We start from the raw sequence: 24,776 nt of genomic DNA on the forward strand, positions 1-24,776 counted from the left end.
GGAGCGGAGCCGCACGCCAACGACGTTGACAGACACGGGACCCATCGAGGCCCGGTTGGCCGGCCGCTATGCCTACGAAGGAGAGCTCGCCGAAGGGGCTACAGGGCGCGTCATGCTGGTGCGCGACGTGGACGGGAGCAGCTCGTGGGTCGCGAAGGCCGTGCCCCCGTACAACGCGGCCTGCCTCGCGGCAGAGCTGGATGCGCTGCTGGACGTGCGGCACGCCAGCATCGTGCGACCGCGTGAGCTGCTGCGGGTCGCGACGCCGCTACCTCCGCCCTTCGCGCTGCCCGCGGGTGCCGCGGTGCTGGTGGAGGAGCTCGTCGCTGGCGAGCCGCTTGCCGAGGCCCCGTGCGAGAGCTGGGAGGAGCTCGCCGCCGCGGGCCAGATGCTGGCCGAAGCGCTGGCGGAGCTGCACCGCGTGAACCTCGTCCACGGCGACGTCTCGCCGTTCAACGTGCTGTCCAGCAGCGGCCGCTGGGTGCTGGTGGACCTCGGCCACGCGGGCTCGCCGCTTCAGGCCGGGGTGGGCGCCGCCGGGACCCCTGGCTTCATGGCCCCCGAAGCCTTCGCGGGCGCCCGCACACCCAGCACGGATCTGTTCGCGTTGGGCGCGACGTTGCTGGCAGCGGCGCCTGGGGCCACCTCGTTGCCCACGCTGGCAGGACTCGCCGATGCGCACGAGCACGCGCTCCGCCTCCAGCACCTGAGCCGAGAACGGCTACGTGATGCGCCCCACCCCCTGGCCGAGATCATCACGACGCTGTTGGCGCCGTCGCCCTCCACGCGTCCGAGCGACGCCCAAGAGGTCGCCCGGCGCTTCGAGTGGGAGCACGAGGACCGCCCTCGCAGCAGCTACACCGAGGAGCTCGCGCCGCTCCGCATGCGCGCCCGGCGCGGCGGCCCAAGGGTCGCTGGCGCACTCCGCAACGCGCGCTTCGTGGGACACGAGGGGCCGCTCCGAGACGCGCTCGAGCGGATCCGGGATCGCGCCGGCACGAGCCTCCCCCCCACCCTCGTGCGCGTCATCGGTCCTGCCGGATCCGGACGCGACCGCTTCGCCCAAGAGTTCGCGCAGCGGCTCCAGCGCATGGCGTTCGACGCGGGCTTCCCAGTCCCGACGATCGCGCACGGCCCGGTCCTCCCAACGCTCTCGGGACAGCCCGTCGTGGTGCGTTGGACGCCGCCAACGACGGAAGAGGGGGCGGCACGCGCGCTCCGCTTCTTGGACGTGAGCGAGGTGGAGCGTAGTCCGTCCATCATCGTCGTGTGCACGGACGCCCCGCTCGTCACAGGCTCGGACGACGCGCGCCTGATCGAGATACTGCTCGGGCCCCTAACGGCCGACCCGGTGCGCGAGCTCCTCTACGACGCGCTGCGCGAGCACCCGACACCAGACGAGGTCGACGCCGCGTTGGCGCTGACCGGCGGGCTCGTGGGCTCCCTCGTGGAGCAGCTCGCGGCACACGCCATTGGGGGCGACTTTCTCCGCGCGCGTGACCTCCCCACGCTGCGAGCGGCCACCCTCGAGTGGGCCCCACCCCCGCTGCCCACGGCGACCCTGGAGCTGCTCGAGCGCTGCAGCATGTGCGCCGACGGTCTGCCGCTCGACGACGACGTGCCGGACGGCCTCTCGCTGGCGCTCACCCTGGGCCTGCTCGCCGTCGACCATCGCGGCGACGTGGTGGCCCGCGCGGACGTACGCGCCCGGATGTTGGCGCACATGACGGCGGCGCGACGCAAGAGGCTGGCGGCCGACCTGCTCGGGTCAGTGATGGACCCACTGGGACGCGCGCACCTCGCCGTGCAGGCCGGTCTGCACGACGTCGCGGAGTCGGAGCTCGCCCGGGCCCTCGCCGAGAGCGACGACGAGACGGCCTCGCCAGCGCGCGCAGCGCGCGTGTACGCGTTGGCGTGTGCGCTGCCCACGCTGAGCCTGCGCACGAGGCAGTTGGCCGCCCAGTGGCTGCAGCGCCGCGCCGCGTCGGAGCACGCGCTGGCGTTGCTCGAGCGGGAAGTGGACGCCGAGTCGCTCGCGCTACACGCCGAGTTCCTGCGCCAGCAAGGGCGCCCCACCGAAGCGGTGCGCTCGCTGGCGTCCGCCCGGGGGCTGCCTGGGGCACATGCCAGCGAGGTGTTCCTGCGCAGCGCAGGTCGGCTCGCGATCGAGCATCCGGACCTGGCCGTCGACGGCGTGGACGCGCTGCTGGCGGCATTCGCGGAGGCACGCCCCGAAGACCACCGCGACTCCCATGCGTTCTGCGAGCTGCGCGCTCTCGCCGCGTTCACGTGCGGAGACGTTGACGTCGCCGAGCGGGAGGCCGAGCGGGCGGCGACCCTAGCCCTCCAGCGAGACGCGCTTGGCGAGGCGGCGCGCGGTCTCTCGCTGCGTGCCACCATCGCGCAGCGACGCGGCGACGCGGCCAGCGCATACGCCTTGGGTCGCCGCGCGCTGACCCTGGCCGAGGCTGGTGGGGAGCGCCTCGCGGCGGCGGTGTACGGCCTGAACCTCGGGCTGTCCTGCTTCGAGCTCGGCAACCTCGGCGAGGCCCTCTCGCATGTACGCGCAGGGGCGGACACGCTGGCCGAGCTAGGCCGAGACAGCCTGCTCTCGCAAGCTGCGTTGAACCTCGCCCAAGTCCACACCGCCTTCGGAGACGACACGGGGGCGAGCGCCTTGCTGCCGCTCGCCGCGCGCAAGGCGGAGGCCGCGGGGCTCGCCAGCGTCCGCGCCCACGTCGACCTCACGTGGGCCGCCATCGAGCTGCGTCGCGGCAAACTGCTGGCGTCCGTGCAACGCATCGACTCGGCGCTCGAGCGGGTCCCGAGCTGCCCACCAGAGGCGCTCCCGCTCGTGCACGCGCGGGCCGCGCTGGCCCTGGCCGAGGCGAACCACGGCGAGCGCGCGCGTGGGCTGTTGACCGCCACGGAAGCCGAAGAGGCCCTCCCACACGCCGACGCCGCGCTCACGCGCCGACTGGCGCTCGGCACCCTGGCCCTGGGCGCGGAGAGCGTCGCGCGCAGACGCGCGGTGGAGCTCCTGGCCCCCGCTGCCGCCGACCCACGTGGCTGGGAGCGGCAGCTGCAAGCGACGCTGCTGATCAGTCAGCTCCTGGAGCGCCTCGCCGACGCACCAGGAGCGCTGGCCGAGGCCCGACGCGCGCGCGTGCTGCTGGATACCGCGCTGGACTCGCTCCCCAACCACCTGCGTCCCCTCCTGCTCGAGACGGTTCGCTACCAAGCCGCGCTGCGGGTGCCGCCGCTGTTCGAGGCGGACGCCCCCACCCCGGCGGGCGGCCGCGACGTCTTCCGCGAGCTCCCGCTGTACATGCAGCGCTTCGTCAGCGCAGGCGACCCGGGGCGACTGCTGCAGCGCATCGCCGACGCTGCACAAGCCCTCACGCGCGCCGAGCGCGGCTTCGTGGTCGAGCGCCTGGCCGACGGTGGCTGGCTGACCCTCGCCTGCACGGACGAACAACCAGCCGACGTGCGCGGCTTCTCACGGTCCGTGGCAGGGCGCGCGCTCGCCACGGGGCGCACGGTCTCCGCGCTCGACGCCATCGACGACACCCGCCTCAACACGAGCGGCAGCGTCCTCGGCATCGGCACGCGCTCGGTGTTGGCCGCTCCGCTGCACTGCGTGGGCCGCTACCTCGCGCTGTACGTGGACGACCGCCGACGACCGGCAGCGTTCGATCGCGAGAGCGAGGAGGTCTTCGCAGCGTGCGCGCAGCTCGCAGGCCTCTCGCTGACAGCCAGCTGGGACGCCGCCGCCCTGCGCGAGGAGCGCAAGAAGCTGGCGGCCGCCGAGGCAACGCTGCGCACGGACGTGGAGTCGCAGCGCGACGAGATCACTTCCTTGCGACGCGCCGTCACCGGCACCGAGCGCGGCAGCATGATCGCGGGCCCCGGTCCCATGCGGCGCGCGCTCGAGCTGGCGGAGCGAGCGGCCGCGAGCTCGGTCCCCGTGCTGATCCTCGGCGAGAGCGGGACTGGCAAGGAGCTCGTCGCGCGCTTCGTGCACGACCAGAGCGCGCGCCGCGCGGCACGCTTCGTGAGCGAGAACTGCGCCGCCATCCCGGACACCCTGCTGGAGTCGGCCCTGTTCGGGCACGAGCGCGGCGCGTTCACGGGTGCGGACCGCGCGCGGCAGGGGCTGTTTCACTCCGCCGACGGGGGGACCCTCTTCTTGGACGAGATCGGCGAGATGAGCCCCGCGATGCAGAGCAAGCTGCTACGTGTCCTGCAGGACGGGCAGGTACGCCCGGTGGGGGGCACGAAGGTCACGCAGGTGGACGTGCGGCTCGTCACGGCGACGCATCGCGACCTGCTGGCCATGGTCGCGGACGGGCGGTTCCGCGAGGACCTGTACTACCGAATCACCGTCGTGTCGCTGCGGCTTCCCCCGCTGCGCGAGCGCGCCAACGATGTGCCCTTGCTCGTGCGCCACTTCCTGCGGAAGCACCACCCGGGCACGCCCCCGCGTGTGACGCCCGAGGCGATGCGACGCCTCGCGAGCGCCCCATGGCCTGGGAACGTTCGCCAACTCGAGAACGAGGTGCAGCGCCTGCTCGTGATGGAGGGCGACCCCATCGAGGCGAGCGACGTGCTGGCTGCGGCAGGACCCACGACCGCGGCGGTGGAACCCCCGCGCAGGGGCGACGTGTCCGCCTTCGACCCGCTGGGATCACTCGCCGTGCGCGAGCACGTCGACGCGCTCGAGCGCGCGCTGATCACGGCGGCGCTCGAACGCACCGGCCAGAACCAGACGCGCGCCGCGCTCGAGCTGGGTGTGAGCCGCTACGGCCTGCAGAAGATGATGAAGCGCTTGGGCCTGCGGGAGTGAGCTCCGCGAGCGCGCGTGAACGGGGGGGGAGCGCGCCTACCCGCGCCGGAACAGCTTGAGCAGCGGCGTGACCTTCATGGGCTTGCCGCGCCCGACGAAGTGCCAGCCCCAGAGGACGAGCCACGCCAGGCTCGCCGCGATGGCGGCCAGCCCGCTGAGCACGAGGGCGGCGGTCCCCTCGGCGTTGGGCGGGAAGATCAGGGCGGCGCCCAGGGTCATGGAGGTCGCGAACGCGGTCAGCGCCAACCGGCTGGCGTGCGAGTGGATCATCGCTGGCACGTCGTCCAGCTCGGGCGTGACCGCGCGCACCTGCAGGTTCCCCTCCTGCATGTCGTGCAGCAGCTGATCAAGCTGGGTGGGCAGGTTCTTCACCATGGCGCCCAGCCCCGCCACCTCGCCGACCGCGCCCTGCAGCAAGGCCTGCGGCGAGTAGCGCTGCGCGATGATCTGCTCCGCGTACGGCTTGGTGATGCCCAGCAGGTCCACGTCGGGGTGCAAGCTGCGCACGATGCCCTCGACCGTGGCGGCCGCCTTGATGAGCAAGGCGTACTCGGGGCCCAGCTTGATGCGGAACTTGGCCGCGGCGTCCGCGAACTCCTCGGCGAACGCGCCCGAGTCGACGTCGCCGATGTTGTCCACCACGAGGTACTGCTGCCGCACGCGCTCGATCTCCGCCTTGAGCTCCGCGATGTTCACGCGCTGGGTGGGGGTGCCCATCTTCATGAGGATGCGCGCCACCGTCCCGGAGTCGTTGGCGATGGCCGCGATGATGAGCGTGACGAGGTCCTCGCGTTGGTCCGGCGTGAGGCTGCCCACCAGGCCGAGGTCGATCATGCATAGCGTGCCCTCGTCGTTGATGAGGATGTTCCCCGCGTGCGGATCGCCGTGGAAGAAGCCGTCGATGAAGACCTGCTTGCACGCCGAGTGCACGATCTCGGTGACGACGTGCTCCGCCTCCTTGGAGCGTGGCTCGACCTTGCGCACGGGCCGGCCAGGGAAGAACTCCATGGTGAGCACGGTCTTGCACGACAGCTCGGCGTGTGGCCGCGGCACGACCACGCTGCGCTCGGGGTCGAGGTTCTTGCGCATGCGCAAGAGGCTCCCGAGCTCCTCGTTGAAGTCGAGCTCCTTCAGGAGCCCCTTCTCGAACGCGCTCACGATCTCGCTGACATTGGCGAGGCCCATCTCGTCGATGCTGGCCTCGAGCACCTGCGCGCCGAGGTAGAGCAGGTCGAGGTCGCCGCGCATGATGTCCTCGATGCCGGGCCGCTGCACCTTGATGACGACGCGCTCTCCGTCGAGCGTGGTGGCCAGGTGCGTCTGCGCGATGGACGCGGTGGCCAGGGGCTTCTCGTCGAACGACTGGTAGAGGTCCTCCAGCTTGCCGCCGAGACCCGACTCCACGACGGCGCGGATCTCCTCGAACGGGAGCACCGGGGCGCCGTCCTGGAGGCTCTCGAGCGCCTTGATGAACTCGGGCGAGAACAGGTCGTGCCGCATCGACAGGATCTGGCCGAGCTTGATGAACGTCGGCCCCAGCTCGCCGAGCATGTGGGCGAAGCGCTGGGCCGCGGGAGAACCGACCAGCTCGGCGTCCGTGGCCGGCACGCTGCGGTCGGGGAACAGACGGCGCCCGATCGCGGTCCGCATGAGGAGCTCACCGAAGCCGTGCCGCGCGACCGTGACCGACACGGCCCGCAGGCGGTTGAGGTCTCGCGCGGCCACGCCGAGGATCGATCGATTCTGCGCCATCGCGGGACTATCCCAAAAGCCGCCGCGCATGACCAGCGACGCGGCATGTGCCGTCGCGCCGTGTGGCGCACGCGCGGTCGCGAGCCGACGCAGCGCGCCCGACGCGCCACCGCAGACCGACGGCTACGACGCGTCGCCGGCCAGGAACGCGGCGAGCGTGGTGCGCACCAGGTCGCACGCGTGGGACTCCCCGTGAGCCGTGACGCTCAGGTTCCCCTCGACGAGCGAGACCACCCACGCGTCGTTGCGCCCGAGGCCGGCCGCGAGCGTGTCGACGAAGCCACGAGGGAGCAGCAGCAGCTCGATGGCGTCCGCGGCGTGGATGGTGCGGCTGCCCCACTCCTTGCGGAGCGTCTGGGCGTCCTTGTCGGTCACGATGGCGACGCGCTCGGCGAGCTTGCTCGCGCGATGGACACGGTCCGCCGACGGGGCGCCCAGGTCCACCCACAGCGCGTGCCCCCCATGCGCCCCCGGCAGCGAGAGCGCTGGCTCGTCCACGTTCGACAGTCCGCGTCCGAACTCGAGCCCCTCCTCGTGGAGCAGACAGCGCGCGAGCACGCGCACCACCACGCGCGCCTCGGACTCGGAGGGGTGCTGCGCGACGCGCAGGTCCAGCGTCTCGTAGACCCCGCGGTCCACATCCGCCAGCTCGACCCCCACTCGCAGCAGCACCGTCGCCTGCGCCATGTTCAGACCCCCCTCGTGTCGGTGGCCCCCTCGGCCAACCGCTCGGCGGCGCGCAGCAAGCGCGCCGCGAGAGGCAGCTGTCCCGAAGCCACCGCCAGCGGGCGGGCGCGCCCGAGCGTCCGTATGGCGGCCGGCACGTCCCCCAGCGCAACGTGCACGAAGGCGAGCATCCGCAGCGCCATCGCCGCCTCGGCGGGACGCCCCATCGCCTCGAGGCTCTCCACCCCGCGGACCATACCCTTGACGAAGCCCGGATCGGGGTGCGCCGCCACCGCCAACGCCCCTTGGATCGCGGCGCCCAGGCTGACCACGGCCTCCTGGCGATGCCGCCTGCCCACGTGGATGGCCTCCTCCGCGAAGACCGCGGCCCGCGACTCCCAGCCGGCCTCGAAGGCCGCTGCGGCTGCGCGCACGGCCGCCCGCGACAGCTCCACCGGCATGCCGTGCTCGCGTGCCACACCCATCGCGTCGCTCCAGCGCGTGGTCGCGCCGCTGAAGTCCCCTTGCGCTTCCGCCACCTCGGCCATGGCCGAGAGCGACGACCAACGCAGCCGCAGCTCCCCGACGCACACGGCACCGGTCATCGCGTCCATCCCTCGCATGCGGGCGTCGTCGATGCGCCCCAGCCGGGCGAGCGCGACTGCGAGGTAGCACGAACCCATCCCGTGCAAGAGTCGGGTGTCCTCCCCAGACAGCTGCGCCACCGCCAGGGCCAGCGTACGGCTGGCGGCGTCGACCTCGCCCGCCTCCAGCCGGGCGTGGCCCAAGCGCATGAGCGCTTCGCCCAGCATGTCCGGGTCCACGGGCTCGGACTCGTTCTCCTCGGTGACGGCGAGGATCTGCACGACGTCGCTCCACCGCTCCTGGTGCGCCGCAACGCGCGCCTGAGCCAGGTGTAATGAGAGCCGCACGTCCATGTCGACCGCGTCGCGGAAGGTCGGCGTAAAGCGCTCGAGCGCCTCGATGGCGAGCCCGGTGTTGCCGACTTGCAGGCTCAGGTCCACCGCGCGGATGACCAGCTCCGCGAGGCCATGCAATACGCGACCGGCCACGGCACCAGCCGCCGTCACCTGCGCGGCCACCACCTTCGCGGCGTCGGCGACGTTGACGGAGGCGTCGGCGAGCCGCCCCTGCGCCACCGCCAGATCGGCGGCGCGCACCAGGTACGCGGGCGCACGCGCGGGGTCGTGGGCGCGTACCGCGTGATATGCCAGCTGCGCCACGCGGCGCTCGTCGTCGCCGGCGCCGCCCCGCTCGAGCGCCGCGGCGATCATGCCGTGCAGCGTGCCCGCGGCGTGGGCACTCAGGCTCTTGCGCACGGCGTCACGCAACAAGGTTCCCCCGGAGACCCGCATGCGCGCCGGCATGGCGAGCACGCCCCCGCCGCCGCCCCAACGCCCCTCCGCGGGCCAGAGCTCCGGGGCGTCGACGTCGGGGACCACCCAGTGCAGCCCCAGCAACCGGCGCACAGGCGCTTCCACGGCATCCCGCGGGACGCCCTGGATCGCGGCCAACGTGGGGATGTCCACCAGCTCGCGGAACAAGCTGATGAGCTGCAACGTGGCGCGGTCGGGGGCGCTCAGCAGCGCGAGCTCTGCCGCGACCGTGTGCTGTACCCGCTCGGGCACCCCGGCCGTCGAGACTTCGCCGCCATGCACGAGCTGTTCGTCCAGCTGCGCGGTCCCGGTGGCGCGCATGTCGTCGGCCAGCGCGATGGTCCAGGCCGGGAGCCCCCCCGTCGCCGCGAACACGGCGTTGCTCAGGTTGCGTTCGAGGTTGCGCCCTCCCACCACGGCGGCGAACAAGCGGGCGTTGGCGGCCTGATCGAGGGGACGGATGGCGACGCGGTCGACCCCGACGTGCACCGGCAACGACGGGGAAGGCCGCGACGTCATCACGGTCAGCACGCGCAGGCGGCGCAGCTTCGCGAGGAGGATGGACAGCACCTGCCGCGTCGCGTCGTCCATGAACTGCACGTCTTCGATGGCGAGCACCACGGGCTGATCGACGGCGAGCGCCTGCAGTGCCTTCTGCACGGCGCCGACGACGTCAAGCCCGCGAGGACGACCGGGGCGCTGGGCTTCTGCGGCAGAGAGCCCCACCAACTCGCCCACCAGCGAGATCTCGCGAGGTGAGAGCCCCAGCACGCGCATGCGTTCGACCTTCTCGGCGCGCGCGGCCAGCTCGTCGTCCTCCTCCACGCCGAGGAGATCTCCGAGGACATCCGCCAGCACGGAGAAGGGGGACGTGGCCAACGCGGGGCGGCAGCGCGCGTTGATGAACGCCCGTCCCTCGCCGATGGTCAGCGAGCGCAGCTCCGCTAGGAGGCGCGACTTGCCGACCCCAGCACCCCCGACGACCAACAGCGCGGCCCCCTGTCCCTCGACGACGCCGGCCAGCGTATCCCCCACGAGCTTCAGCGTCTCGCGGCGCCCGACGAACGGGGCGTCACGCCGCATGGTCTCCGCCTCCCGCTCGCTGCGGGACCGCAGGCCATGCAGGCGCGGCAGGGGCTCGTCGCCCACGCGAAAGACCCACCCCACATCTGGGGCGAGATCGGGCTCGCACGCGATCTCGTTGGGCGCCAGCGTCTCCAGCAACGCGAGCGCCCGGGCGCGCTCGGCGGGATTGGTTTCGGCGAAGCCACCGTCGTAGACCCGCGCATTGGAGCGCACGATCACGACGCGCACCCCACCGTGCGCAGCATCACGCAGGCGCAACGCGGCGCGCGCGGCCAGCTCGGGGGCCTCCTGGGGGTGGCCGGTCGCCCCGAACACCGCCTCGGCGCCGTCGTCCTGCGGGGGCAAGCACATCCCTCGCAGGTCCTGTACGATGGCGGCGAAGCGCCCCGGCTCGAGGGCCCCGACCAGGTGCAGCGCCACGACTGGCCGGTCGTCGAAGCGCATGCGTCTCGACACCGGCAGCGCGCGCGTCCTCTCCTCGCCGCCTGCGTGCGGGGTCGTCGACATCAGTGGAACGCCGATGCCCGTCGCGTCTTCCTCTACGCGCCGGTGGAAGTCGACGCGCAGCTTGTTCACCCCGCCGCGGTCGTCGGGCGGGAACATCTTCTTCAGCGCAGCAGCCAGGTCCCCCTCATCCACGTGGGAGCCCATGGCCACGAGCTCACGCGAGAGCTCCTCCACCAGGTCACCCACCGTCGGGTACCGCGCGTCGCGGTCCACGGCCAGGCAGCGCTCCAAGATGCCGCGGAGCTGGGGCGACGCGCCGTAGGCCGCCAAGTTGCGCTTCGGAACCAGCGCCTGGCGCACGCGCTCCAGCGTCTCGGTGCGCGAGGAGGCACGAAACAGGCGCTCTCCCGTCACCATCTCCCACACCACGATACCCAGAGAGAAGAGGTCCGAGCGGTTGTCGAGCGGCTCGCCGCGCGCCTGCTCCGGCGACATGTAGGCGTACTTCCCCCGCAGCACGCTCGGGTCTTCGTCGCGCCCCAGGCCGTGTTCGTCGGCCATGGCGATGCCAAAGTCACCGACCTTCACCTGCCCCTCGTACCCCAGCAGGATGTTCTGCGGCGAGACGTCGCGGTGCACGATGCCAAGGGGTCGTCCGTCGTCCGAGCGTCGCCGGTGCGCGTAATCGAGCGCGCGGGCCGCCTCGCAGGCGATGAAGAGACGCAACGGCAGGGAGAGCCCGTCTGCCACGCAGTCCACCGGGTTCGGGCGGTAGGCGATGGCCGACGCGAGGTCGCAGCCATGCACGTACTCCATCGCGATGAAGTAGGCCTCCTGCTCCTCCCCCAGATCGAAAATCTGAACGATGTTGGGGTGGTTCAGGCGCGACGCGATCTTGGCCTCGCGCACCAGCAGGTCCGCGAAGTCGGGGCGGGCCATCAGCGAGGGCAGCACGCGCTTGATGACGACCGTCTTCTGGAAGCCGGCTGCGCCACGCGACCGGGCGCGCCAGACCTCGGCCATGCCGCCTTCGCCTATGCGCTCGATCAGCTCGTAGCTGCCGAACAGTACCCGTCGCGTCATCGTGCGGCGGAGGGTATCACTGTGCGCTCGTGTCGGATACCGCAGCGGCCGCCCGCGACACGCGCAGCTGCCGCGTCACGGTAGGCGCTGGCGAGATGGCGCTCTCGGCAGCCGCACCGCGCAGACACCGTAGCTCGGTGGCCGTCGCGGAAGGGGCAGCGAGGACGCGGACCAAGCCGCTCGTCCGCGCGATCTCGACCGTGGCGTCGCGGCCGGGCCCCAAGCAGGCGGTGAGCACCGGACGCAGCGCAGACCATGTGCGGTAGCGGGCGGCGGGCGGCGCCGGCGAAGGGGCCGCAGCGCCCGGCGCTGGCGCGCCACGGCTCGCGCTCGCTCCCTCGCCGGCCGACTCGGCCACGATCTCGCGCTGGGGACCGTCCGGACTGCTCGCGAAGAAGTCGTCCACGTAGCGCACGGAACCCTGCGGCCGCGCCGCAGATCCGCTGGCGCTCATGCTGGCGGGGCTCACCGAAGTGGAGGACGCCGTGGCCATGCGTGAGCGATCCGCAGAACGCGCCGTCGTCCGCCCGGTGTCGGAGTCGTCCACCTCGCGGAGGGTGCCCGCCGTCTGCGCCTCCGCACGCAGGGACAGACCACCTGCGACGCCGTCGTCGCTGAGCTGAGCGACCGGTGCGCTGGGCGGTGCGGGCGCGGGCACCGCATCGAGCGTCTCGCCCGCGAGCGCTTCGGTGGGCGCGGGTGGCTCGAGCGGCGCGGCCTCTGGCTCGGCCTCGGCCGAAGGGGCCTCGAAGGCCGCTGCGGCCGGCGCCGCGGTGGGCATGGGTGCCACGGTCGGTGCGGGCGCCGCAGCCATCGGAGCCCCCTGGATGGCGCTGGCGTCGGGCTGCCGGTTCACGACGCTCACCGCCGAGAACCCCGCGGAAACGACCACCAACACCGCCGCGGCGGCGGCCAACACCTGCGCCAAGCGGTTGTCACGCAGCAAGCGCACGACGCGCCCCGCCCCCGCCGACGACTCCGCTCGGGTCGCGCTGGACGTGGCCCGCGCGGCAGGCGCCTCCGCGACGGGTGCCACGGGCCGAGGCGCGCGCAGGCGCTCACCCGAACGCAGCACCCCCGTGGCGGCTGGCGCCATTCCCTCGGCGTCGCCAGGGTCACCCGCGAGACCGTCGGCCAGACCTGCTGCGTCGTCCAAGCGCAGCTCGTCGTCGTACAGCCCCGCGTCGATACCCTCGAAGATGGCCGCCAGGGCTCCGTCCAGCGGAGAGGATGCGGAGCCGGACTCGGCCGCTCGGATGCCCCAGGCCAGAACCTCGTCGGTCAGCGCAAGCAGCTCGCGCACCTCGGCATCGAAGCTCGCGTCGGCCTCGCGCTCGATCGCCAACCACGCCTGCTCCTCCTCGGGCGCGTGGACCAGGCCAGCATCCAGGATGGCGTCGAGGCGTTCGCGACGTGTCGCGTTCACGCGCCACCTCCCGCGGCCAAGGCCCCGGGTTCCGCGAGATCCCCGAGCAGATCGCGGAGCCTCCGACGCGCCTCGTGGATGCGCCACGCGACGGTGCCCTCGGCGCACCCGAGCGCGTCGCCCGCCTCCTTGTGCGACATGCCCTGCAGCAGCACCAGCACCACCGCCGAACGCAGTGAGGGACTGAGCGCCTCGAGGGCCTCGCCCACGCGCCCATAGAGCTGGGCCTGCTCCAGCGTGCGCTGCGGGTCCACGCCCGCGCTCTCCGCGTCGGCCGTGGGCTCGGGCAGCTTCGGATCGTCCACGTCGGAAGCGACGTGCCGACGGTTGCTGCGCATGCGGTTGAGGCAGACGTTCACGCAGATGCGGTAGAGCCACGTGGACAGGCGGGCGCGCCCGTCGAAGCGGCCCAGCGCGCGCCAAGCACGGATGAAGCTCTCTTGCACGGCGTCGTCGACCTCGGCGGCGGACCCGAGCATCTGGTGTGCACAGGCCACCAAGCGCCCGTGATGCATGCGCACCAGGCCCGCGAAGGCGCGCCGGTCTCCGGCCTGCGCCAGGCTCAGCAGCTCCATCTCGGTGCGCGCGTCTGCGGTGTCCATGGTCCTACGCTCGGGCGGGATGAGGAACTCGCCCGAGGCAGAGCGCTCTTCCGGCGTCGAGGTGGTCGAAACGTACGCAAACACGGGACCTAGGACAACCACGAGGTGGACAAAGCTTGGGCGCGCACCGCTCGTTTTTGACCGGAGCCCCCGCGAGCGCTTTAATCCGGGCGTGTCCACTGACGACAAAGACCGCCGCGGCGGGGAGCGCGCCCCGATCGAGCTCAAGGTCGAGTACAAGCGGTTGAATTCGTTCTTCGCCGACTACACCAAGAACATCAGCCGCGGCGGCACCTTCATCCGCACCGAGCGCCCGCTCGGTATCGGGACGGAGTTCAACTTCAAGCTGTGCGTCCCCACGCTGGAGAACCCCCTGGTCCTGCGCGGCAAGGTGCAGTGGACGGTGGCCCCCAACGAGGTCGTGGACGACGGGGAGCCCGGGATGGGCATCGGCTTCGTCTACAGCAGCGAGTCCGAGCGCGAGCGCATCGAAGCCATCGTGGAGACGCTGATGGTCGACAGCCTCGGCAACGTCATCTACGAGAAGCTCATGGGGAAGCCCCCACGCGGGAGCCTGCTGCCCTCCAAGTAGCCGCGCGTCAGGGCCCACCCACGGGCCCCGACGCCGGACGCGGCGTGTCCCTCAGAGCACGACGCCGCAGCTGAGCCCAGGGACTGGCGCCGTGGTCGAGTAGTCCGCGGCGGAATTGCCCTCGGTCCCGGGCACGCGGTACACGGTCTCGTCCTCGTTCGCGGGGGTGCAGCCGCCAGCGTCCCACAGCGCGGTTCCGTCGGTGCCGACCATGCGCGCCTCGGTGATGCGCGCCAGGTCACCGCCCGTGCCCCAGCACATGTAGTCGACCATGGCGTCGCGCGAGCCGAAGCTCGAGTTTCGATACAGCGCCAGCGCGCGGTCGTTGTCGATGACGATCGTGGACGGCGCGTTGAACGTCACCCGACCGTAGGGCGGGACCATGACGGCGGGCACCGCCGAGTAGTTGTTGGTGCCGCTCTCCCCCTGACAGAACTGGTAGTTCCCGTTCGTCGAGATCATCGTGCCGGTCGGGTTGTACAGGGTGATCTCGTCGGTCTGCATGTTGACGCTCTCGATGATGAGCGAGTCGCGCTCGCACTCGAGGATGATCACGGGGCCAGCGTCGACCCCGCCGTCCACCGGGCCCCCGTCGACCCCGGCGTCCATGCCGTCGGGCATGCAGACCACGTTGCTCGGCGAATTGCGGTAGTCGACCGCGGTGTTGCCGGGTGTGCCCGTGCGCAGATAGAGGTCCGTCGACCCCGCGAGCTGCACGCACCCCTGGTCGTCCCAGAGGACGGTGCCATCCGTACCCGTCTGCTGCGCGACGTTGAGGCGCGGCGTCCCCGCCCCGTCACCCCAGCAGACGTAGTCGAGCATGGCATCACGCGTGGTGAACGAGCCCGGATTGTAGAGCGCGAGCGTCCCGTTCACGGGGTCCGTGGTGATCCCGTTGGGGATGGCGACGGTCAGCGACCCCCCAGCGGGGACGACACCCTCGGGCAGGGCGCTGTAGGCTCCGGGCCCCTGGCACAGCTGGTAGTTGGTACCCCCGATGGTGATGTCCGACATGGTCGGGTTGGTCAGGCGCACCGTACGGTTGGCCAGGTCGATGCCCGACATGAACAGGTCGTCGCGCTGGCAGGCGAGCAGCGTGGAGCCGCCGCCACTGTCGGCGGTGCCCGTGTCGCCCGCGCTCATGTCCACCTGCGAACCCTGATCCATGGGCCCTTGGTCTGGCGTTTCGCCGCCGCCCCCACTGCAGCCCCCGCTCACGGCGCCGCACGAGAGCAGCGCACCCACGATCCACCAAGCATTCCGACGAGACACCATGAGACAAGACCTCCGAGAGACAAGCGCGCAGCCGTGACCCCGCGGCGTGCGGGGCCCAGGCACTATGCCGAACTGAGCGGCGATTACAACGGCAGCGGCATCCCCGGCGGGTCGTACTGGCTGTTTCCGTCGCGATCGAGGAACACCGGGTTCACGAAGCCGAGCGGCTGCGCGCCCCGCACCAGCGACGTGAAGGGCTCGGGCGCCGCCGGGAACGTGACTGGGTCGATCACTCCGTCCGCGTTCGCGTCCACGAGGGTCGGCAGCACGAAGCCCGCCTCGACCGTGATGAAGCTGTCGGCCGTCACGGTCGTGACGGGGACCATCATGTCGTAGCGCACCACGTCACCCGCCGACGTGCTGAAGATGTCGGCCGGGTTGCTCCCGGTCAGGTCTCTCGTCGCGACGATCTCACCGCCCAAGCGAACGCGCAGCTCGTCGACCGGCACCCAGGGCGGCGCGGTCACGCGCACGCGCACTTGGACGGTGTCGCTGGTGATCGTGAGCGGCTCCTTGCTGGGATCGCTGCAGTTGTTGCCCAGCTCGTCGCAGACCTCCATCCACACGAACACGCCCAGCGCCCCCGCCACGCCACCGCCGCGAATCAGCCCCACCAGGTCGTCGCCATCGAGGTCCGCGAGGCTCGTCGAGGTCGAGAGCACGTTCACTGGGAAGCCCGCCTCCTCGTTGTAGATACGGTGCGAGTCGCTGTTGGCCGTCCCGGTGGGGAGGCTCCCCCCGGGTGCCTCGCGCAGCAACGCGTGCCAGTCACGGTTCTGCGTGAGGTACTCCTGCATGTCCTTGAAGTTGATCACCTCGAAGGCGTCGGCGTCATAGGCCGTGGTGCCCATCCCGCTGGCCACACCGCACGCGGCGTTCATGGCGAACGACAAGCTCGCGTCGAAGCCGCACGAGTCGAAGTAGCCGAGCCAGATGGTCGGGATGCGGCTTCCGCGCGCGTGGTTCAGCTGGATGATGCGCTGCGCCGGGCCGGGCATCGCACGCAGCCGGTCGTACACCGTGCCGGGCCCCACCCGCTCGTCGTCGGGAGCCCCGCTCTCGAACGCGGTCGCGACCGGATCGACGGGGAACACGTTGTAGTGCCCGATGGTGTGGGGGAAGTCCTCGTACGGCACGAAGGCCGTCGCCTCGAGCCCTGGGAACGCCTTGATGCGCCCGCGCGCCGCGAGTGGCAGCCCCGCCTCGACGGTCGCGATCGCGGGCGTGTAGTCGAAGACCACGTCGTGTTCGGTAGCCACCAGCGCGTCCACGCCAGCTGCGAGGAACGCGCGCACCTGGTCCTCCGGCGGCGTCGACGAGTCGAAGCTGGCAGCGCTGTGGACGTGGAAGTCCGCCGTGAGGAAGCCCGTCGGCACCACGTCGAGCGAGAACAGGTCGAGCATCACCGCCTGGTCCGAGGCTGCCACCGTGATGGACGCCCGCGCCAGCGACGTGCTCAGACCGCGCATGGCGTAGACGTCGTACGTGCCAGGCGACAGCGCGAGCGAGACCTCGCCCATGCCGTCCGTGAGCGCCACGTTGCCCTGAGGAGCCGAGCCCGTCTCGGGTCCGAGGACCGGATCGGCGGTCACCCCGGTCCCCAACACGACGACCCGCGCCGTCCCAGCGACGCCGTCGATGCGCACGGTCACGTCGACCGCCGGGCGGGCACCCAGCGTGAGCGTGCCCAGATCCAGGGTCGCACCTGCCGCGGCCGCGCCGCCCGTCGCGCGCACCACGTCGTGCCCGTCCATGCGCACTTCGTACGAGACGGCGCCGCTCGGCACGCGGGCCGAGAACGAACCATCGGCTCCCACGCGCACCAGGTTCACTGGCCGCCAGGTGGCTGGGTCTGTCGCGTCGCCGGTGGACGGTGGGGTCGCCAGGAGGACGGACGGACGCCGGTAGGGGTCACTCGGGATGCCGCCGGGCACGGTCACCCGACCCGTGACGGTGGCAGCGTCCAGCCGTCCGAGGGCGTCCAGGTCTTCGAGCACGACGTCGACGGCGCTCGCCGCGTCGGCGCCCCCACCCGCCACGAGGACGCGGCGGTGTCGGGACGTCGCACCGGGTGCGAACGGCTCGATGCCAGTCCCGATCTCGCCAAACGCGCTGTTGGTGCTGTCATGCGCCGCAGACACCGTCGCCATGTCGGCCGAGTAGTACGCCAGCGACCCTGGCCCACCGGCACGTGATCCGCTCGTCCCAATGTACTGCGAGCGCACCAGCGTGCCCGCGACGTTCGCGAAGTTGATGGTGGTGCAGGTGCTCCCCTGCCCGGGGTTGGGGCAGAAGGGGCGCATGCCCGACGGGCTGCCCCACAGGATGACGTCGACCGGGCGCAAGGGCCCCGTCAGACCGGCCACGGTGATCGGCGGGCTGGTGTCGTTCGTGATCGTCGTGTCGATGTGCAGCTTGGGCTCGCCACAGCGCAGTTCGAACGTGGTGACGATGCTCAAGCCGTCACCGGGGCTCGGCGAGATCGCGCCATGCGGGGCACGCTCGATGTGACCCCGCAGCTCCAACACCACCCGCTCGGCCTCCTCCGTGATGACCGTCATCGACTCGTTGAAGGCGCGCAGACCGCTGTCGGGCCCCGCCACCAGCCAATGCTCGACCAAGTGGTCGTCGCCGCCGATCACGTGGAAGTCGAGCAGGTTGCCGCCATTCGCGCCCGCCGTGCCGTGCTGCTCGAGCGCCGAGAAGCCCGCCACGACCATGTCGTTCTGCAGCCGCAGGCCTCCGACCCCGACCACGCCATCAGGACCCGGCGGAGGCGTATCGGCGGCGGTCACCGTGCGGGCGGTGACGCACGGCCCCGTCCCCTGGTCTTCTGCCGACCCTTGGTCGGCCGAGCCGGTGTCGGCTGCGCCGAGGTCGCTGGGCGGACCGTCACCGCCCCCGCCACAGCCGACCACCGCGAGCGAGGCCGACAGGACCAGGGGGACGGACGCCAGACGAGAGAGCAACCAGGGGGTGCGCGTGTCCATGACGATAACCATATCACTGTCACCCCAGCTTTCACGGGGGAATCTTCCGTTGTCGGTGTGTGTCTCCGGAGCACCACGCCCCGTCGGCGCGTCCGCCGCGGTCGTTGACAGTCCACCCCCCCCGGGCTATCGAGCCGGGTCCTTTCTCCGAGAGCACCCATGTCTTTCTCCATTGGCGAATCCCGCGACCTGTTGGTCGACCTCGCTCAGCGACTCGAGTCGCTGGGGAGGTATCTTTGACGTCGAAGGCCTGCAGCACACGGTCGATCGACTGACCCACGAGAGCCTGCGCGACGGCTTCTGGAACGACCAGGAGGCGGCGCAGCGCATCATGCGCGAGCGCGCCACGGCCGAGCAGACCGTCACCAGCTTCACCAAGCTCAGCGCCGAGATCGCGGACCTCCAGGATCTCCTGGAGCTCGCGGCCGCCGAGGGCGACGCGGACATGGCCGCCGAGGTGGCCAGCGCGCTGCCCGGGCTGGAGGACCGCACGCGCGCCCTCGAGGTCCAGCGCATGTTGTCCAACGAAGACAACGAGAACGCGATCCTGATGATCAACCCCGGGGCTGGCGGTGTGGACGCTCAGGACTGGGCCGAGATGCTGCTGCGCATGTACCTGCGCTGGTGCGACCGGCACGGCATGAAGACCACCATCACCAGCAAACAGCCGGGTGACGAGGCGGGCATCAAGGAGGCGCACGTGCACGTCGTGGGGCCGTACGCCTACGGCTACCTGCGCGCGGAGAACGGCGTGCACCGCCTGATCCGCATCAGCCCCTTCGACAGCAACGCGCGCCGCCACACGGCGTTCGCGAGCGTGCGGGTCGTCCCGGACCTCGACAACAGCATCACGCTCGACGGCGTGGAGCTACGCGACGAGGACCTCGAGATCGACACCATGCGTTCGGGCGGGGCCGGCGGACAGCACGTCAACCGGACCGAGTCGGCGGTGCGCATCAAGCACATCCCCACGGGCTTCGTGGTGCGCTGTGAGAGCGAGCGCTCGCAGCATCAGAACAAGGACCACGCGCTCAAGATGCTGCGCGGCATGCTGTTCGAGAAGCTGCGCCGAGACCAGGAGGCCGCCTTCGAGGAGGCCTTCATGGGCGACCGGGCGGAGATCGCGTTCGGCTCGCAGGTGCGCAGCTACACGCTGCAGCCCTACACCATGGTCAAGGACGAGCGCACCGACCACAAGGACGCGAACGCGGCTGGCGTGCTGGACGGCGACATCGACGCCTTCATCGAGTCGTACCTGCTGTCCAACGCGGACAAGCGGCGCGCCAAGGAAAACGCCAAGAAGGCGAACTGAGCCGAGAGGAAGCACGGTGGCGACCGAGGACGATCTGATTCAGGCCCGCAAGACGAAGGCCGACACGCTGAGCACCTTCGGGTCCGCGCCCTACCCGAACACGTTTCGGGTGACGCCGGAGATGGAGGCCGAGCGACGGCACGTGGTGGACCTGGCGAACGACCTCGAGAGCGGCGCGCGTGAGGCCCTGCCCCTCGAGGAAGATCTGGCGCCGGACGCGCCCGAGCTGCACCTCTTCGGCCGCGTGATGGCCAAGCGCGGGCCGTTCCTGGTCATCCGCACGCCCTACGGTGATGCGCAGGCGTTGGTGCGCAAGGACGTGCTGGACGAGGCCGCGGCCGGCCAGCGCGCCGCCATGGACTTGGCGGACCACGTGGTGGTGCGCGGCCCCGTGGTGCGCACCAAGACGGGTGACCTCGCGCTGAGCGCGCGCCACTACCAGCACGTCGCCAAGGCCATGCTGCCGCCTCCGGCCAAGTGGAACGGCCTGAAGGACGTCGAGAAGCGCTACCGCGAGCGCTACGTGGACCTGTGGGCGAACCCGGACGTCGCCGCCGTGTTCCGCGCGCGCACGGTCATCGTGAAGGCGCTGCGCAGCTTCCTGGACGACCGGGGCTTCCTCGAGGTGGAGACCCCGTTGCTGCACTCCCTGCGCGGAGGCGCGACGGCCAAGCCGTTCCGTACGCACCACAACGCGCTGGACCTGCACCTCTACCTGCGCGTGGCGCCGGAGCTGTACCTGAAGCGCCTGCTCGTGGGCGGCTTCGACCGCGTGTACGAGCTGGGCCGCACCTTCCGCAACGAGGGCGTCAGCACCCGGCACAACCCCGAGTTCACCATCCTCGAGTTCTACATGGCCTACGCCGACGTGGACGACATGATGGACCTCACCGTGGACCTCTTCCGGCATGTGGACGCCGTGGTGCAGACCGCCTTCCCACAGCTTACCAGCGAGCGCACCTTCGACCTGGTGTCGCCGTGGCCGCGCGTGCCCATGCGTGCCGCCATCCTGCACCGCTTGGAGCGCGCGGGTCAGGGCGACGTACCGACCACGCGCTGGGCGGGACAGCTGGACGAGGCCACGCTGAACGACGCAGACGCTCTCGCAGCGCTCTTCGAGACCATGTCCGCGGACGCCGACGCCGTCACCGCCAAGCAGCTGCGCGCCGCCTCGTCACACGGCGAGCGCATCTTCCTGCTGTACGAGCTGCTCGTGGAGGCGGAGCTGCCCAAGCTGTACCGCAACGAGAGCGGCGAACAGAGCGTGCCCGTGTTCATCACGGAGTACCCCGCCGAGGTGTCGCCGCTCGCGCGCCGCAACGACCAGAACCCCGCCTTCACCGACCGCTTCGAGCTGTTCGTGGACGGGCGCGAGGTGGCCAACGCGTTCAGCGAGCTGAACGACCCCGAGGACCAAGCCGGGCGCTTCGAGGCGCAGCTGGTCAACCGCGGCAAGGGCGACGAAGAGGCGATGGACTTCGACGCGGACTACATCCGCGCCCTGTCCCACGGCATGCCCCCCGCCGCTGGCTTCGGCCTCGGGGTGGACCGCCTCGTCATGATGCTCACCGGCCAGGCCTCCATCCGTGACGTGCTGCTGTTCCCGCTGCTTCGTCCGGAGGGTGGGTGAGCCAAAAGGGAGGCTTCGGCCCGGGTGCGGGGTTTTCGCTGGTGGGAGCGTGGGCCCTCGGCGCCAGCACCGTCGCGGCCTACCTAGGCAGCGCCCTCTGGTACCGCCCCGTCAAGGACCACCCGCTCTGGTGGTGGCCGCTCGCAGGTGCGCTCGCGCTCGCCTTCGTCATCCAGCTGGGCACCGTCATCGCCACGCTCGTGCGCGCGCGGAGGCTGCAGCGAGGCGACAAGGGCCGCTTCAGGCTGCGCCTCGTCGGGAGCCTGGGGGCGCTCGATGCGCTCGTGGGTGCCGGCCTCGTCGGGGTCTTCGCCTGGGCCACGCACCAGAACTTCGCGCGCCCCTTCACCCTGCGAGGGACCGCCAGCGAGGTGCTGCTCGCGCTCCCTCCGGACGTCTCCGAGGCGCTCCAGTACGCCTGGTACGGGCGCATGGGGCTGTCGGGGCTGCTGCTGTGCGTCACCCTGTCCACGTGGTTCCTGCTGGACGAGCGGCACCGCGCGCGGCTGTGGGTCGTAGGCGACCTGCTGGTCCTGCTCGGGCTGCTGACAGTGACCGAGCTGGCCGGCACGGGCCCCCTGACGAGCGCCTACGCCATCGCGGGCGCCGCGCTGTTGCTCGTGGTCGCCGGCATCGCCCTCCGCGGCCGCGACAGCGTGCTCGCGCTCGGCCTGCGCAGCGGCGCAGGCATCCTCTTGGTCGTCGTGATCATCTGGTCCTTCTTCCACCGGCCGCTGCCGTCGGGCGACGAGCACCTGGCCCTCGGGGTGATCCGCTTGGCCGCAGGAACGTGGGCCCTGGCGCGCTGCGTGGCGCGCGTCACACAACCCCTGCTCGGCCTGATCGAGACCCTCGACTTCCGGGCGCTCGTCGCCGCGCGCCACCTGCGGGCCAAGAAGAGCGGCTTCCTCGCGTTCATCGCGACGCTCAGCATCATGGCGGTGACCTTGTCGACCTGCATGCTGTGCGTCGTGCTCAGCGTCATGGGGGGCTTCCGCAAGGATCTGAAGGACAAGATCCTCGGGAACCACGCGCACGTGGTGGTGGATGTGGCCCAGGGCACCTTCACAGGTTGGCGCGAGACCCTCGCGGCCATCGACGCGCGCCCGGCGCGCGACGCACACGTCGCCGGGGTGGTGGCTGCGACGCCCTACGTCCAGGGCGAGGTGATGATCGGCAGCACCAGCAGCCGCGAGGGTGTGGTCATCCGCGGCATCGACACCGAGAGCATCTGCCAGGTCACCAGCTTGTGCCAGAACATGTCGGCGGAGCGTGGACGCGGCAGCTTGCGCTACCTGAACCACCCCGAGGAGCTGCTGGACCTGCCGGCCGAGGAGCGGGGCACGGTGCTGCCCATGAATCTGGGTGGAGGGTCCGATCTGGACGAGGTAGTGGACGAGGGCGGGGTCATGGCGGACCTCGAGCAGTTGCTGCAAGAGGACCTCGACCGCGCGGCGAACGAGACTGACCGTCGCGAGGGCAATCGCTCGAGCGGCTCCGCCGAAGCCGCTGCGACCTCGCCGTCCGACGGATCCCTCGTAGACGATGACGGGGACGCCGCGGCGGCGCTCACCGAGCCCTCGCCCACCCCCGAGGAACGCGCGGCCGCCCGCGTGGTGGAAGCGCTTCGCGAGCTACAGGACGAGGGCGCGCTAGGCCAGGAAGACGGTCCAGCGGAGGAGGAGGCGGAGACCGATCCGTTGGCCGCCAGCGACCTGGACATGCTGGGCCTATCCGCCGACGAGGCCGCCTCGCTGTCCCGCCCCACCCGCCGACGCTCGCGGGGCCCTGCCCGAGACAAGGACGAAGACGAGGACGCAGACCTGGTCGGGCTGGGCGCGCCGATCGCGGCCCCTCAGCAAGTGTTGCCCGGCATCGTCGTAGGGCGTGAGCTGGCCCGTTCCCTCCGCCTGTTCGTGGGGGACGATGTGGACGTGGTGTCGCCGTTTGGTGAGCTCGGTCCGACCGGCCCCCTCCCGAAGGCGCGGCGGTTTCGGGTGGCGGGCATCTTCTACAGCGGCATGTACGAGTACGACATGAAGCTGGTGTACGTGAGCCTGGAAGCGGCCCAGTCCTTTCTGGCCACCGAGGACACCATCACGGGCATCGAGATCAAGCTCGAGGAGCGGCGCGTCGACGACGCCCCCGCCGTGGCCGCGGCCATCCGCACCGCCATCGACCGCCGCGACCTACGCGTGGAGGACTGGCAGCAGCGCAACCGGAACCTCTTCGGCGCCCTCGCGCTGGAGAAGCTCGCCATGTTCCTGGTGCTCGGCATCGCCATCCTCATCGCGGGGTTCTGCGTGTTCGGGACGCTCACGCTGATGGTCCAGGAGAAGGCGCGCGAGGTGGGCATCCTGATGGCCATGGGCACCACGCGCGGCGACATCGTGCGTGTGTTCCTGCTCGAGGGCCTGTTCATCGGCCTGTTCGGGGCCTCCATGGGGCTCGGCCTGGGCTTCGACCTCTCGTTCGGCGCCGAGCACTTCGGCATACGCATGAACCCCGAGGTGTACTACATCGACCGCCTGCCGGTGCACACCGACCCGACGGAGTTCGCGCTGGTGGGGCTGGCCGCGATCGCGATCTGCACTGTCGCCACCATCTTCCCCGCGATCGTCGCGAGCCGAACGAGCCCCTTGGAGGCCCTGCGCCATGACTGACGTCCCCGACACCGACGACGCCGAACAGGCCCCGCCCGCAGGCGCGACACGCAGCGACCCGCCCCTTGCCGATGCGGACCAGCCGCGCGTGAGCGAGGCCTCGCCAGCGCCCACCGAGCGCCCCATCTCCGAGGACTCAGCACCGCCCGAGGTTGCCGTCGACGGGCGTCCGTCGGCCGCATCACACCCGCCAGACCTCGGCGCCCACGCGGCCACCAGCGCGCCCGCGGAGTCGGGAGAGGTCATCATCGAAGTGCGGGGCGTCACCAAGCGCTTCGACCAAGAGGGCACCACGGTGCAGGTGTTGAGCGGGATCGACCTCGACATCCGCAACGGAGAGATGATCTGCATCCAGGGTCGCTCGGGCGCTGGCAAGAGCACGCTGCTGCACATCCTCGGCACGCTGGACCTCCCCACCACCGGCTCCGTGCGTTACCACGGTCGCAATGTCACGCGCTTCACCAGTCGAGAGTTGGCTGCATTCCGGAACGCCACGATCGGCTTCGTGTTCCAGTTCCACCACCTCCTGCCGGAATTCGACGCGCTCGAGAACGTGATGATGCCGGGGCTGGTCCAGGGCCGGCCCCGGGCACCGCTGCGCAGACGGGCCCACGAGCTCTTGGAGAGCGTGGGACTGGGCCACCGCATCGACCATCGCCCCGGAGAGCTCTCGGGCGGCGAGCAGCAGCGCGTCGCGCTCGCTCGGGCGCTGGTCATGAAACCCCAGGTGATCCTGGCCGACGAGCCCACCGGCAACCTGGACACGAGCACGAGCGACGCGATGTTCAACCTCTTCTTCACGTTGAACCGTGAGCTGGGGACCACGTTCGTGATCGTCACGCACTCGGACGACTTGGCCGAGCGGATGCCGCGCCGCATCGTCATGAGCGATGGCCTGATCGCGGGCGACCACCGACGCAGCAGCCCCTACCGCACTGCCCCCGCGGCCCCGCCCGCCGACGCCGAGGACGCGGGAGCCACCCTTGACCCCCTCTGAGCGCACAGGTAT

General features: G+C 71.2%; 13 protein-coding genes. 6 read left to right on the plus strand and 7 right to left on the minus strand.

The genetic code is table 11. The features are described from left to right. Window positions 1-25 precede the first annotated feature (25 nt). A complete protein-coding gene (locus tag H6726_16635) occupies window positions 26-4,846 on the plus strand; it encodes a sigma 54-interacting transcriptional regulator (protein MCB9659273.1) in 4,821 nt (1,606 codons plus the stop codon). Between the two features lie 36 nt (window positions 4,847-4,882). On the opposite strand, the gene H6726_16640 is transcribed toward H6726_16635, so the two are convergent. The 5 genes from H6726_16640 to H6726_16660 all read right to left on the minus strand — a co-directional run bounded on the left by H6726_16640 (window position 4,883) and on the right by H6726_16660 (window position 13,305). Next, window positions 4,883-6,598 carry a hypothetical protein gene (locus tag H6726_16640; protein ID MCB9659274.1) on the minus strand — a complete coding sequence of 572 codons (1,716 nt, stop codon included), beginning with the start codon at window positions 6,596-6,598 and terminating at the stop codon, window positions 4,883-4,885. A gap of 123 nt (window positions 6,599-6,721) precedes the next feature. Next, window positions 6,722-7,285: a YaeQ family protein gene (locus H6726_16645; protein ID MCB9659275.1), complete on the minus strand. Its 564-nt coding sequence runs from the start codon at window positions 7,283-7,285 to the stop codon at window positions 6,722-6,724. Between the two features lie 2 nt (window positions 7,286-7,287). Then, window positions 7,288-11,277 (minus strand): protein kinase, encoded by a 3,990-nt coding sequence (locus H6726_16650; GenBank protein ID MCB9659276.1) that lies wholly within the window; start codon window positions 11,275-11,277, stop codon window positions 7,288-7,290. 16 nt (window positions 11,278-11,293) lie between these two features. Next, on the minus strand, window positions 11,294-12,703 hold the full coding sequence (locus H6726_16655; GenBank protein ID MCB9659277.1) for a hypothetical protein: 1,410 nt from the start codon (window positions 12,701-12,703) through the stop codon (window positions 11,294-11,296). Continuing rightward, complete coding sequence (locus tag H6726_16660) at window positions 12,700-13,305, minus strand: sigma-70 family RNA polymerase sigma factor (GenBank protein MCB9659278.1); 606 nt, start codon at window positions 13,303-13,305, stop codon at window positions 12,700-12,702. The genes H6726_16655 and H6726_16660 overlap by 4 nt, the downstream gene beginning before the upstream one ends. 19 nt (window positions 13,306-13,324) lie before the next feature. On the opposite strand from H6726_16660, the gene H6726_16665 reads away from it, so the two are divergent. Continuing rightward, window positions 13,325-13,897: a TIGR02266 family protein gene (locus tag H6726_16665; GenBank protein MCB9659279.1), complete on the plus strand. Its 573-nt coding sequence runs from the start codon at window positions 13,325-13,327 to the stop codon at window positions 13,895-13,897. Between the two features lie 51 nt (window positions 13,898-13,948). On the opposite strand, the gene H6726_16670 is transcribed toward H6726_16665, so the two are convergent. Next, window positions 13,949-15,064 (minus strand): hypothetical protein, encoded by a 1,116-nt coding sequence (locus H6726_16670; GenBank protein MCB9659280.1) that lies wholly within the window; start codon window positions 15,062-15,064, stop codon window positions 13,949-13,951. A gap of 191 nt (window positions 15,065-15,255) precedes the next feature. Continuing rightward, a complete protein-coding gene (locus H6726_16675; protein MCB9659281.1) occupies window positions 15,256-18,162 on the minus strand; it encodes a PHP domain-containing protein in 2,907 nt (968 codons plus the stop codon). A 159-nt stretch (window positions 18,163-18,321) separates the two neighbouring features. Between H6726_16675 and prfB the strand changes: the two genes are divergently transcribed. The 4 genes from prfB to H6726_16695 all read left to right on the plus strand — a co-directional run bounded on the left by prfB (window position 18,322) and on the right by H6726_16695 (window position 24,764). Then, window positions 18,322-19,474 (plus strand): peptide chain release factor 2 gene (prfB, locus tag H6726_16680; protein ID MCB9659282.1). Its coding sequence is split into 2 segments (ribosomal slippage): window positions 18,322-18,399 and window positions 18,401-19,474, totalling 1,152 coding nucleotides; the frame shifts between segments, so codons are not numbered across the junction. Then, window positions 19,374-21,104 carry a lysine--tRNA ligase gene (gene lysS / locus H6726_16685; GenBank protein ID MCB9659283.1) on the plus strand — a complete coding sequence of 577 codons (1,731 nt, stop codon included), beginning with the start codon at window positions 19,374-19,376 and terminating at the stop codon, window positions 21,102-21,104. The genes prfB and lysS overlap by 101 nt, the downstream gene beginning before the upstream one ends. Next, window positions 21,101-23,767 (plus strand): ABC transporter permease, encoded by a 2,667-nt coding sequence (locus tag H6726_16690; GenBank protein ID MCB9659284.1) that lies wholly within the window; start codon window positions 21,101-21,103, stop codon window positions 23,765-23,767. The genes lysS and H6726_16690 overlap by 4 nt, the downstream gene beginning before the upstream one ends. Beyond that, the gene (locus tag H6726_16695) at window positions 23,760-24,764 is read left to right on the plus strand and encodes an ATP-binding cassette domain-containing protein (GenBank protein ID MCB9659285.1); all 1,005 of its coding nucleotides are present in this window, start codon (window positions 23,760-23,762) and stop codon (window positions 24,762-24,764) included. Before H6726_16690 ends, H6726_16695 begins: the two co-directional genes overlap by 8 nt. Window positions 24,765-24,776 lie beyond the last annotated feature (12 nt).

Source organism: Sandaracinaceae bacterium (genome assembly GCA_020633055.1).
Taxonomy (GTDB): domain Bacteria; phylum Myxococcota_A; class Polyangia; order Polyangiales; family Houyiibacteriaceae; genus JADJJE01.

What these genes read in the sequence shown, in the direction of transcription:
- H6726_16670 (MCB9659280.1), bottom strand. Translation starts at nt 15,064, where the DNA reads ATGGATCAGGGTTCGCAGGTGGACATGAGCGCGGGCGACACGGGCACC.
- H6726_16640 (MCB9659274.1), bottom strand. Translation starts at nt 6,598, where the DNA reads ATGGCGCAGAATCGATCGATCCTCGGCGTGGCCGCGCGAGACCTCAAC.
- H6726_16695 (MCB9659285.1), top strand. Translation starts at nt 23,760, where the DNA reads ATGACTGACGTCCCCGACACCGACGACGCCGAACAGGCCCCGCCCGCA.
- H6726_16675 (MCB9659281.1), bottom strand. Translation starts at nt 18,162, where the DNA reads ATGGACACGCGCACCCCCTGGTTGCTCTCTCGTCTGGCGTCCGTCCCC.
- H6726_16660 (MCB9659278.1), bottom strand. Translation starts at nt 13,305, where the DNA reads ATGGACACCGCAGACGCGCGCACCGAGATGGAGCTGCTGAGCCTGGCG.
- H6726_16665 (MCB9659279.1), top strand. Translation starts at nt 13,325, where the DNA reads ATGAGGAACTCGCCCGAGGCAGAGCGCTCTTCCGGCGTCGAGGTGGTC.
- H6726_16645 (MCB9659275.1), bottom strand. Translation starts at nt 7,285, where the DNA reads ATGGCGCAGGCGACGGTGCTGCTGCGAGTGGGGGTCGAGCTGGCGGAT.
- H6726_16650 (MCB9659276.1), bottom strand. Translation starts at nt 11,277, where the DNA reads ATGACGCGACGGGTACTGTTCGGCAGCTACGAGCTGATCGAGCGCATA.